The following is an 11,929-nucleotide window of genomic DNA, read 5'->3' as shown; positions in this document are numbered from 1 at the left end:
TTACTGAATGGAATTTTGATTTAAATCATTTTCATATACCTCAGATAAGCTTCTATAACCGGCTTATTAAAAATAGCAGGCTTAATGTCTGTACCTTGTAAGAAGCGTTCAGTATTGCTGCTTCTAAAATAATAAGTGTTTTCATACGCTTCAACCAGAGATTTTCCTTCGTGAACATCATCAGAAAATAGATAAAGTAGGGCGTAGACAGGTATTTCATGATTGCGCTTCCATTGTTCAAACCAGATCTCAAAATCCAGACTTTTCATTTCCAGCCCGCAGTAATCGGTGATGCGTACGCAGAAATCCGTAAGAGACAGATCGTGTTCCGGTAAAGGATTTAAATTAAAGTTTAAGCCTATCGCATCCGGATTCTGACTAATATGAGCAATGGATTTACACACATAATCTACAGTGATCACTTCTTCTTTCAATCCCATGACCAGCGGAAATGCTTTTAATTCAATACAGGAACGCATCAGCGAGCTCCACCACTGATTTAATGGAGTTGCTCCGGTCTCTCCATGGCAGACTACGAAGCCTAAACGGAAATTGATCAAGGGAAGGCCCTTATCACGGGCTTTTGAAGCCATGCTTTCCATAACCCATTTGCTTTTGATATATCCCATATCGCGGCATACGGCAGGAAGATTTTGCTCTATAGGATCATCCTCTGTCATCCAGGTTTTTCCGGTAAAACTTCTTCCCCAGCTGTATACTCCCATTGAAGATGAAACAATAAGGAATTTGGTTTTTTCATGTACAGCCAGATGTAATATATGAGCCATACCGTCAACATTAGGTTTTTTGATGTGTTCATAAGGCTTTACATAGCTTACGTCGCTTCCCATATGATAAATAACTTCTATGTTTTTCAGAAGTTCTTCATATGTTTTTTCATCAATTCCTAATTTCGGCTGAGTAAGATCTCCTAAAATAATCCTTATTCTATCTTCATACTCTGTTTTCCATACCAGTTTGAATTTTAAAAAAGTACTTTTGATACGTTCCAGTGCCAGCGTTTCGTTTCCGGCTCTTACCAGACAGTAGATGGTAGCTTCAGGATTTCGGGGAATGAGCTCTTCCAGCAGGTGTGAGCCAACAAAGCCCGTAACTCCTGTGAGGAAAATGGCAGAGGGATTGGCCAGAAGTTTTGGATCCGGCTGTGCTGTGATTTCAAAATCAAACGGAAGTTCGGCAGCTTTCAGGAGCTGCTCCTCCACAAGACGGGCTTTTTGCTGCTGGCTCATTTGATTTTGTGCCAGACGGATTTCTGCTTCTTTCACAAAAAGAGCTATCGTTGGAAACTGGTATAATTCGGGAAGTGATATTCTTTTCTGGATGTTTAGGGGTAAACGTGCATGCATTTGCCCCAGCATTAGAGAATGGCCTCCCAATTCAAAGAAGTTATCATGTTCATCTACTTCATCCAGGTTCAGTAAATCCATCCATATGTCAGTGAGTTCCTGTTTAAGATCTGAGCGGTCAACTTTTTCTTTGGCTTTTTTAAGGCTTTGTTGCAAAGGAACATGCAGTTTACTTTTATCAATCTTTCCGGTAATTGTCAAAGGAAGTTTATCATACAGGATGATTTTTTCGGGAAGCATATAAGTTGGAAGACTTTGTTTCAGCCGTGTTCTGATATCTTCCAGTGTGATATGCTTTTTATCTGTTTCATAAGGTTCCAGGAATGCAACAAGAACAGGCTGCCCCTGCTCCGAGCGGTGTACTTTGACGGCTACATTTGCTACTTGTGCAAGCTGTCCTATGTGATGTTCAATTTCTTTTAATTCAATCCTGTATCCCCTTAATTTCACCTGTTCATCAAGCCGACCTACAAACTCTATATTACCGTCTTTTCTCCAGAATCCGCGGTCACCGGATTTGTACAGCCTGTAATTGATTCCATGGGTAGACTGCATCCATTCAGGAGCTTCAATGAATACTTCAGAGGTTTCTGCAGGCTTATTTATATATCCTTTTGCCACTTGCTTGCCTCCGATATAAATTTCTCCGGTGATACCATCGTTCACATATTCCAGATCCTGATTGAGGATATGGATATGAGTTCCCTCTAAAGGTCTTCCGATGATATGAGGATTGGTGTCTTCCCGGAAATGATGAGTAACCACACTTACTGTTGTTTCAGTAGGCCCGTATACATTTATGAGGCGAACCCTGCTGCACCAGTTTTTTACTGTCTGCTCTGTGGGAACTTCACCTGCAATTGATAGTGTATGAAGATTTCCGATAGGAATATCTGTAGGCAATGTGTTCAATACAGCCGGTGGAAGAAAAGGAACCACTTCTATTTTATGATCTACTATAAAGTCCAGCAAAGGTTTTCCTACAATTTTGTTATCAGGATATAAAACGACAGTTGCACCTGTAAACAAAGGGACCCATATATCAATAATAGAGACGTCAAATCCGGCTGAGCTGAACTGAAGCGTTCTGTCTTTGGCCGAATAACCCCAGCGTTCAGTAAATGAAACTATAAAAGCGTAAAAAGCTTCATGATGAATTTCTACTCCTTTAGGAACTCCCGTGCTTCCGGAAGTATAGATGATATAAGCGGTCTGCTGTAAATCAATTTCATCAGGGTCGATATCAGAATCAGACGCTGCGGATTCATTTGTCAGGTTACTCATATTGATCAGCTGGGTTCCGGTTTCAGCGAATTTATTGAGATAAGAATCTTCAGTAATAATAAGCTCAGTTCCCGAGTCTTCTACAATCATTTTAATCCTGTTTTCCGGGAGTTGCCCGTCAATAGGAATATAAGCGGAACCTGTCTTAAGAACAGCCAGGAAAGCTACAATGCGCTGTACAGACTGAGACATACAGACTGCAATTGAAGCTCCTTTTTTTAATGGCAACTTAAGAAGATGGGCAGCAAGCTGATCCGATTGATAGTCCAGCTCTTGATATGAAAGACTTTTGCTTTCAGAAATGAGAGCCGTTTTTTGGGGAAGAGAGCTGCTTACTTCTTTAAAAATAGAAAGTACGTTTTTAAACTGACTTTGTTTAATGCTAAATTCATCATTAACATTTTCGTGAATGGTTGGGTGTTTCATGATTTGTTTTGATTAATTGTTAATTTTGATTGTTCATTATTATTTGTAATTGTTTATGTTTAAATATAATTTAATTATTTATAATAATTCCTGTTTTGGTGATTAAATATTGTTGATTTTGCAGAATGGATTGAAAAGATCGTCAGTTTTGCTTATGAATAGGGGGAGTAATAGCGTAATTAAGAAATAGATAAGGATATAAAAACAAAAAAACCTCTAAAATAAATTAGAGGTTTTAAGTGGTTTCTCCAGAACCCACCGATTTTGTAAACTTTCCTTTAAATACAGGGTTTATCGTGGGTGGATTTCCAGAAGGGGTAATTATAGGGGGAATTTATGTATTTTTCAACCAAAGTAAATTAAAATTATTTACAATTAATTCAGGTGTTTAATAGCATGGGTTATAATCAAAAACACTGATTGAAAAATAATAAATATTTAAATAAGATTTAATTTTTGAATATTTGAGATATAACTTTATTAAGGAGTTTATGATAAAGATAATCTTTAAATCCTAAACGCAGATTTCGGGCTTTAGTGATCATTTTATCAATGAGGGTTAAAGTCTTATAATTACCATATTTGTATCTTTGCTTTATACTCTAAAAACCCCATGAAAAAATACTTCAAAGAATACACTGAACATTTATCAGCAATAATTTTACTGTTTTACGTACTAGGTTTTAGTTATCAATATTGCTATTATCAATATTTTGATATTAAAATACAGTATTATGTTACACTAACTGATATTATTTTCCAATCCATCGGCAATGTTTTAAAATCTGTTGTTATTTTTTGCTTAATTGATATCATTTTGGATATTATTTATGATCTTTTTTCTGCGAAGTTCTTAACAAGAGTGAAAAATAAAAATAAATATGATAGAATGAATGAACAAAAAAAGAAACGTGTAGACTTATACTTTAAGTATTTAGTTGAAAAAGACAGACCTTTTTTTGTATTTATTCTTCTATTTATTATAATGATTACAGGAATTTTTATCATTGATGAAAAGATTTTTTTTATTTTAATATTGTTACCCAATTTTATATACGATTCTTATAAAATAATTCCCAAAAAGGATCGAGAATCCAATCAAGCTTTTAAAACGGTATTAGGTGTTATGCTTTTTATTATTTTACTAGGCTCTTATTGTTATTGGGGATATTCAGCGGCTTCTGATCTTAGTAAAAGTTATAGTTCCAAAATCATAAAAACTGAAAAAATATACACTGGAGATAATAAACATAACTTTATTGGAGAAACTTCTCAATATCTCTTTATTTTAAATAAGAGTAATGACATTGTTACGGTAATTAATAAAAGTAACTTAAATGAAATGAATATTGAGCCTAATAAATACGAGGTTGAAGATATAAGACAAAAAAGAAAAAAAATTGATGTCTTCGCAGAAAAATACATTCGTAAAGAAGCCAAGAAAGAACTAATCAAAAAAAAATAAAAAGAAGCCTTTAAAAAAGCTTCTTTAAATGTATGCGTGTTTCTCTTTACATTTTATTTTGATTTATTTGCCGATTATAAATATAAGCTCATTAATAAGGTAAAAAATTAATTAATAATCCTGAAAGGTAAGTTTTACTAAAAATCAAATTGAGCCAGTTTATAATGCTTTACCAAAAGAGCTTACGGGATTAATAATAATCAGAAGTAGGATGGGAGTTGCCTCTAAGACTTCAAAGATAGTAAGTTCAAAGGAACTCCCATTTTCAGATTCGATTTTTTACTAATCAAATTTCAATTCAAATTCTGAACTAGTAAATTTATACTTTAGACGAAAAACGGCAGGAATTTGCCTTATTAATCAAGCTCATTCAGATTACTTATTTTGTAGAGTAGTCGGTTTATTTCATATTAAAGATTTCTAAATTTAAACAATCAATAGTCCTGCAATTCCCAAAACAAAAATTTCGCCCTAAGTATATAACCTTCTTTAGTATTTAGTAGTTTATAGTCTTAGGTATATATTCTTATTATGAGGTATAGATAGAGGTCTTATATAATAAAGGTTTTATTTTTAATGAGTCCAGTCTTTTGTTAAGAGTATCTAAGAACATTTTTTCATAAGAAGTATTATAGTGATTCTTATTCCTGAATTTGTCATAACTTTTATCGACTTCAGCTTGAAACTCTTTTCTGGTTTTACTATTTACAAGAGGAATAATGTCCCTGATAAATTCTGTATAGCCAATTTTTTTTACTCCCTGATAAATTAAATAATCATAAAAAAGACCTTTAGCTTTACTGTCTAATTGAGATAAAATAAGATCATTTTCTATTTCTGGGGATAAAAAATCCACAAAATCAATATCATCAGTAGTACCAAAGAGCGAATCTAAAAGAATGTCCCAATTATCTTTAATATTCTTCAGGGTATCTAACTTACCCGCAAAGCTCTCCCTTCTGAAGGAACTTACTTCTTTTACCCTTAATTCATATCGGATAAAATGATTGATTTTGTTGATTTTTTTTCGTCTTTGAACCTTTACGCTCTCCTTTTTATTTTTAAAAATTTCTTTTGTAAAAATTATTCTTTTCAATTTATCGTAAATACTTATTTCAAAAGCGTCTGCTTTGAAACGTACTCCGCTTCGGCCGTAAGTATCTTTCTCAGGAACATTCTTTAAAGTTCCAAAAGAGGAAAGCATACCTTGTAAGCTCATTCTTTCAAAACCATTTTTAGTTTTGATTCTGGTAGAAAATTTCAAGTTTACTCCAAGCTCAACCTGTGTAACATTAGCACCCCATAGTCTATTTATAGGTATATCTAACTCCTCAGCATATAATTCTATGATTTTAATAAAGTTGTAGTATGATAAGTCAGCCATAACTCTAGGCATTAAAGGCTTACGAGGAATAATGTCGGTATATTCAATCCCTTTTTTACCTGCTACTATTTTATAATCAATCCAATTTCTTCGGATATTCTGTTTAAAGTATAATTTCCCTTCTTTTTGTCCATTTTTTATTACAAAATAAATGTAATGATGACTTTGTTTATATGACTTTGATTTATTAGGATCAGCTTCTTCTTCAGTATTTTTTTTTCCATCACTAAATAACTCGGAATCATAAAATTTGTATTTATATTTTGTAAACTTTGGATATTCTCTTTTTTTAAATTTTGTTTTAAGAATATTTTCATCCATTCTTAAATTATCTATATCGAATTTTAAAACATCAAGCATTATTATTTCTTTTTTAGGAATTTTTCAAATTCTTTTAAACTTACAAATATTTTCCCATTTCTTACGGGTTGGTAAGCCTTCAATCCAGTTTTTCTATATTTATCAAAAGTTTTACTATTAAGGCTGTACTTTTTTAAAAATTCATCACGGCTGATAATATCATTAAATGTGATGTCTCGAATGGTTATTTCCAATTCTTCAATTCGTTCCTGTAGTCGTAAACAACGTTTGAGAAGGGGTTTTATGTTTTCTGTCATAATACATTTTTTTATGTTCAGTAACATAAACTCTCTGGAAAGTAGAAAATAGCCACTTTATGTTTATAAAATTATTCAAAAAATGTAATGCGCTAATTATCAATAATAAAAATTTTACATGAAAAAAGGCGATCATAAAATCACCTTTCGATATATACCCCAAAATCGGAATATCTTAATATTTTTGATCGAAATACTTGTTTACGCTATTATATCAGTCTTTAGAAGCAAGACTTATATCAAATTTTTTTGATTACAATATTCATTAACCCACTTCATCAAATCGTCTTTGTCTTTATAGTCTAGTAAGTATGGAGTTTCTTTTTGTTTTTTGATGGCATCTTTTGAAAAATAGGATGTAGTTACTATTAATCCTTTATTTGCTTGCTCAGTTTGTATAACTTCTTTAAAACTCCTTATTATTCCTACGTCGATTTTTCGATGCGGACTATGTCTTTTACATTCCACTAAATATTTTATAGGGCTTAAGTTATCGACATGCTTTAAAGCTAAAATATCAAAACCATTATCTCTCGTTTGTTTTGTTAACTCAACTTCAAAACCATTATTATAAAGTAATTCTGCAATAACTTTTTCAAATTCTCTCGGAGAAATTTTGTACAGCTTCTCATTATTTAGATAAATTTCAAACAAAATATCTCGAATTTGATAACTGGTATCAATTATTATGTTTTTAACAGTAGGCTCAATTATTAATGATTCCTCTGGTTCATCATCATTAAAGTCTTCTATTAGATTAGCAAAATCATAACTACGGAATTGCAACTTGTCAATTAATTCTTTAAGTGGGTTCTGATTTAAACTTTTCTCTATTTTCCTAAAAGCGCTTTGATAGTCGTTGATTGGAATAGTAATTTTGGATAATTCACTTATCGGGCTACTCGCATTTATTTTATGAATTCTTTCCCACCATTCTGAATTATTTACAATAGACTTGTTAATTAATTGCATTTGTTTTTGAAGTGGATTGTCATAAATGGAAGCCATTTTTTTCATCCATTCAAAATTATTATTTAAATCGTTCATTTGAAGAAAATTGCTATTATAAAAATATTATCCACTATAATGGCTTCCGCTCTCGCCCTCACTAAATCTGTATAAGTAGAACTTATAAAAACTTGATATTTCTTATTGTACATCATAAATTCTATTTTCTCAACTCTAAAACTTTATCCATTGCTTTATTTACAATGTTCATTAATTGAGAAGTCGTTCCTACAAAACTTATACTATTCTCTAAATTCAGAAAAAAATCTTTATCAGCAGAATACGGTTTTTTCTTTGACAACTTAACTAACGCTTTTGATGTATAATTCTTTACCTTTTCAAACTGTTTTTCAAAACTTCCTAAATGCTTGGCTGACGTATCTCCATCTTCCATAGTCATGGCATTTTTCATGAAACATACATCAGCTCCATTTTTCATTCCCCTTGGACAATCGAAAGCTATTCTAACTAAATTTTCATATCTTGATGCTTGTGTATAAAATTCTGCACTCATCTATTTATCATTTTATTATTTAAATAATGCTGTTAGCAATGCTCCGACAATTGCCCCAATCACAGCAGCAAGAAGAATATTACTACTTAATTTATTCCACATTCTCATGTAGTAATCTGGATTAAGTCTTTTCTTTTCTTCCTCCACCCATTTATAAGCACCTTTAAGTTTTGCAGAAGCAAAATTATCTCCTTCATTATATTCAAAGGATTCCGTTGTATCTACACCCTTAACTACCTTTCTTGTTAAAACTTTAAACTGAACTAATTGATTAGCCATTAAATCCTCAAAATTGGGATTGTTTTGTATTTTAAGAATATATCTACCTTCACGACTTACGGTCTGCATTATTAAATCCATAATTCTTCTTTCATCGTCTATTCCCATTATACGAAAAGTTATTGTTGCCATATTTTAATAGTTTATATTTTGGTGTCTTTCTATAAATTTTGGTTCAGATGTTTTCTCCTTACTTCTTCCATTATATCTACTTCAAACCATAGATTTTTCTCTTTATCAAAGACGTAAAAATCGGAAGGGTAAGACAACTTATTAGACCCTTTTGATTTATCAGATTGATTCAACTCTTTTACAACTTCAAGAGATGTATCCAATGCTTTTAATACAAGTTCTTCCGTCAATCCACTATCTAAATTTAAACTTATGCTTTTATTTTTACTTGTCTTAATTTTTAAGCCGAAGTTAATTTTTTGTTTTTTGTTTAGTTCTTCACTATTCCAATGACGTTGCTGTATTGTCTTCCAGATTAAAACACTTGCCTTTTTAATTGAGTCCCAAGCAATATTACCAGCTATACCGAGTAATATATTTTGAACAATTGGGTTATTGATACATAATGCAACTTGTAATGTGAAATCTTCAATTGAATTGTGGGGAATTCCACTTTTATCAAATCTGCTTAATTCTAATTTGCTATCTCCAAGCAATTTTTCAATTTCAAATATTTCATTTGAAACTATCAAACCATCAAAATAATCAAGATGTACGATATTGTCACCGTGTTTAACAGTTAGCATTTTATTATACATTATTTTTGCATAGTTATTTATATCATCCTCTGACCAATGAGGATATTGTTCTCTAAAACGGTTAATATAGTCCTGTAGTGATTTCATTAATAGTGCTATTGTTAATTATTATTTTTGTAATCTTGTATCTTCGTACTTTGATCATTCAGTTTTTTCATAGTCTAGTTTTTTAATTATTGATATTTTCAAACAGTAAAATCAATTAGAATTATTTATATTAAAGTAAGTTTTAAATTGATTTTCGAAGCATTTTCAAGATATTTGAAAACATATTTATCGTTCATATCTAAAAAGCTCCTACTAGGGGTCTATTGTTTTCTATCTCTGAGATACTTTAAGGACTATAAATTATGAGAAATATCTTAGAATTTAGAACCCATATTTTTCCTCCCTTTTTTTAAATGCTTCCATACCTCCCTCGACTATTTCTGCAATATGTTCCCTTATACCCATACTTTTTAATAAATCTTTGCAGGTTTCATTTTTGAATGAATCTTCTAAAGCACCATTTATATAATCGAATTTGTATGGACTTTCACTATCCGTATCATTCTGCCCATTTTGATTAGCTACAATAACATTTTCAGCATCTGCATTTACTACAATATTTGGATTATGAGTTACCAAAATAATTTGCCTTTCTCTTTTTCTTAACTTTAAATATTCAACTAGTTCTTTTGAAACAGAACGATTATCTAAATTATCTTCTGGCTGGTCAATTAATATCGGTCCATTATCTTTACTAAGTTTGATAATTAATTTTAATATTACAAAACTAGCTTTACCAGTAGACATTTTATGGATATCATCGTTATCAGACTTTACATCCCAATGATCAAAAAAGAAATCTGTTAATATTTTTTTACAAGCATCTTTTTCTGAATTATTTCCTTTTAGTATACCTGGATTATTTTCAATTTTTTCAAATAGATTTTTTAAGTCATTTTTTATAGAATTAAAATCAACTTCTGAAAGAGCAGTTTTTAGGTTACTAGTTCTTTCATATTGATATAGATATTCAAAGCCCTCATTATTAAAACTTCGTCCGTCAGTTATAGAATCAACCATTTTTCTAAACTCAGGATAATTATATTTAATAGATCCTATTATATCAACTTTATCGTCTTGCCCTTCTAATAACATGATTCTAGGTTGTAATTCCTCTAAGATTTTAGCATAAAGTGCAAAGTTTTTTTCAAATTCGTCAAAAATTTTCTCTTTTTGTTCATTAAGAACAACAATATTATCCTCAATTTCTTTTTTAAATTGCTGGATTTCACTTAACTTTTTTTGGTCTTCTGAAATACTTGTTTGAATAGTTTCAATCTGTTTTTGATTATCAAGTTTTTCAAGAAAAGGTCTTAATTTATTTTTTATATCGTTTTGTTCTTCTCTGATTCTTAATAGATTTGTTTTAAATATATTTTCTTGAACAAAGATTCCTTCTTCGTTTTTCTTAATTTCATTTTCTATTTCATTAACATTATTCAAAGAATTATCTATAAAACTATATTTATGTAAAAAATCAGTTTTAATTATTTCAACTTCTAATGATTCACCCAAGAGACGCTTGCGATTCACAAAGCCACCAAGAACACTCTTTATTTCGTCGTTAAAAGTTCTAATTTTATCAAAATCAGAATTAACTTTGCCTTCTTCAATATTTAGAAGGTTCATTCTTTCATTTAAATTTCTATACTCTTCCGATTCTTCTGGCGTAAAGGCACTACTTAATTGTTCAAGTTTTTTCTTGTTAGAAGCGATGCCTTCTTCAAGAGCTTTAGTATCTCCCCTTGTTAATAACTCTTCTTGTTTTTTCTTAATTGCATCTTTCAACGAAAAATAATAATCTATATCTTGCTCTCTTTGATGATCATTCCTAATCGCTTTTTCAACAAAATCATTATATTTCTTTTTATATTCTGAATCTTCTAAAATTAAGTCTCTAATTAATTTTTTTAGTGTATTCCATTCTTTCTACTTTTATCTACTAAATTAGATAAATGGTTTTGAGGAATATACTTTATACTGGGAAGAATACTAGAGTGTTCAGGTCTATCAATAATTAATTGCTCACTCCCAGAAAATAATTTAATTTTAAAATTAAAATGACTATCACCTTCAGATAGATCATATAAATCTTTAAATCTATTATCATCCGTATCCCTATACTTTAAAATATTATTTTTCAATAAAGCTTCATCGGCAGTATTTAATAAGACCTCAGCATTTAAGGTTCGGGCAATTTTGTAGAGTAGTATAGATTTTCCTGATGATTTACCTCCAATGATAACATTTAGATTTTTATTGAATCTTATAACTTCAGGTGTAAATTTATTATCGGATGATTGAAAGCTTACTTCTTCAATCATTAAGTTGTCTAATTTTTCAGATTCGGGCTCATCTGTTTGAATTCTTATTCTTTCAGTAGGTTCATATATTATTTGCTTTAAACCTTCAAATGTGGGTTCTGCCTTTATCCAAGTGAAGCAATGTCCTAACTCTTTTGGTTTTGTGTTATTTTCATCTACAGGAAAACCATGAGAATCGCTACAATGCAATAATCTATCATTAACTCCTTGTGCTTTAAGAGATTCTTTGCCTTTATTAGCTTTTTCAACAGATGGAGAAGCCGAAAAAATAAAATGTGCTCTATTAGCAACCGTTTTCTTTTCTAATGGAGAACTATCCCATCTAAAATCTTCCCATTCAGCCTTACCTATTGCTTTAAAATATTTTCCTTTTAAAAAAGTATTTGGATCTGCTCCTTCACCTAATAAATCCTCAATTTTTGTTAATTCAAAATTGAGATTAT

Annotated in this window: 8 protein-coding genes and 1 pseudogene; 1 reads left to right on the top strand and 8 read right to left on the bottom strand. The window is 30.8% G+C overall.

From position 1 onward, the window contains the following. Positions 1 to 20: 20 nt before the first annotated feature. Positions 21 to 3,077, bottom strand: coding sequence for an amino acid adenylation domain-containing protein (locus ACP3T3_RS08910; RefSeq protein ID WP_426479531.1), 3,057 nt, complete (start codon positions 3,075 to 3,077; stop codon positions 21 to 23). A gap of 613 nt (positions 3,078 to 3,690) precedes the next feature. On the opposite strand from ACP3T3_RS08910, the gene ACP3T3_RS08905 reads away from it, so the two are divergent. Beyond that, positions 3,691 to 4,542, top strand: coding sequence for a hypothetical protein (locus tag ACP3T3_RS08905; protein ID WP_426479530.1), 852 nt, complete (start codon positions 3,691 to 3,693; stop codon positions 4,540 to 4,542). Positions 4,543 to 5,071: 529 nt separating this feature from the next. Here ACP3T3_RS08905 and ACP3T3_RS08900 read toward each other — a convergent pair. The 7 genes and pseudogenes from ACP3T3_RS08900 to ACP3T3_RS08870 all read right to left on the bottom strand — a co-directional run. Beyond that, complete coding sequence (locus ACP3T3_RS08900; RefSeq protein WP_426479529.1) at positions 5,072 to 6,286, bottom strand: hypothetical protein; 1,215 nt, start codon at positions 6,284 to 6,286, stop codon at positions 5,072 to 5,074. A gap of 2 nt (positions 6,287 to 6,288) precedes the next feature. Next, positions 6,289 to 6,543, bottom strand: coding sequence for a hypothetical protein (locus tag ACP3T3_RS08895; protein ID WP_426479528.1), 255 nt, complete (start codon positions 6,541 to 6,543; stop codon positions 6,289 to 6,291). Positions 6,544 to 6,777: 234 nt separating this feature from the next. Continuing rightward, complete coding sequence (locus tag ACP3T3_RS08890; protein ID WP_426479527.1) at positions 6,778 to 7,590, bottom strand: restriction endonuclease; 813 nt, start codon at positions 7,588 to 7,590, stop codon at positions 6,778 to 6,780. A gap of 121 nt (positions 7,591 to 7,711) precedes the next feature. Then, positions 7,712 to 8,065 (bottom strand): hypothetical protein, encoded by a 354-nt coding sequence (locus ACP3T3_RS08885; RefSeq protein ID WP_426479526.1) that lies wholly within the window; start codon positions 8,063 to 8,065, stop codon positions 7,712 to 7,714. 15 nt (positions 8,066 to 8,080) lie between these two features. After that, a complete protein-coding gene (locus tag ACP3T3_RS08880) occupies positions 8,081 to 8,476 on the bottom strand; it encodes a hypothetical protein (protein WP_426479525.1) in 396 nt (131 codons plus the stop codon). 29 nt (positions 8,477 to 8,505) lie between these two features. Next, positions 8,506 to 9,201, bottom strand: a complete 696-nt coding sequence (locus ACP3T3_RS08875; protein WP_426479524.1) for a hypothetical protein — start codon at positions 9,199 to 9,201, stop codon at positions 8,506 to 8,508. A 282-nt stretch (positions 9,202 to 9,483) separates the two neighbouring features. Continuing rightward, a pseudogene (locus ACP3T3_RS08870) lies at positions 9,484 to 11,678 on the bottom strand (TrlF family AAA-like ATPase); the annotation flags it as partial. Positions 11,679 to 11,929: the final 251 nt, after the last annotated feature.

The organism is Chryseobacterium sp. CBSDS_008 (assembly GCF_049959325.1).
Taxonomy (GTDB): domain Bacteria; phylum Bacteroidota; class Bacteroidia; order Flavobacteriales; family Weeksellaceae; genus Chryseobacterium.
Note: the sequence above shows the minus strand (reverse complement) of the source record. Positions and strands in the feature narration are given on the sequence as shown.

Coding starts and splice junctions, on each gene's coding strand:
- ACP3T3_RS08910 (WP_426479531.1), bottom strand. CDS start 3,077: ATGAAACACCCAACCATTCACGAAAATGTTAATGATGAATTTAGCATT.
- ACP3T3_RS08905 (WP_426479530.1), top strand. CDS start 3,691: ATGAAAAAATACTTCAAAGAATACACTGAACATTTATCAGCAATAATT.
- ACP3T3_RS08900 (WP_426479529.1), bottom strand. CDS start 6,286: ATGCTTGATGTTTTAAAATTCGATATAGATAATTTAAGAATGGATGAA.
- ACP3T3_RS08895 (WP_426479528.1), bottom strand. CDS start 6,543: ATGACAGAAAACATAAAACCCCTTCTCAAACGTTGTTTACGACTACAG.
- ACP3T3_RS08890 (WP_426479527.1), bottom strand. CDS start 7,590: ATGAACGATTTAAATAATAATTTTGAATGGATGAAAAAAATGGCTTCC.
- ACP3T3_RS08885 (WP_426479526.1), bottom strand. CDS start 8,065: ATGAGTGCAGAATTTTATACACAAGCATCAAGATATGAAAATTTAGTT.
- ACP3T3_RS08880 (WP_426479525.1), bottom strand. CDS start 8,476: ATGGCAACAATAACTTTTCGTATAATGGGAATAGACGATGAAAGAAGA.
- ACP3T3_RS08875 (WP_426479524.1), bottom strand. CDS start 9,201: ATGAAATCACTACAGGACTATATTAACCGTTTTAGAGAACAATATCCT.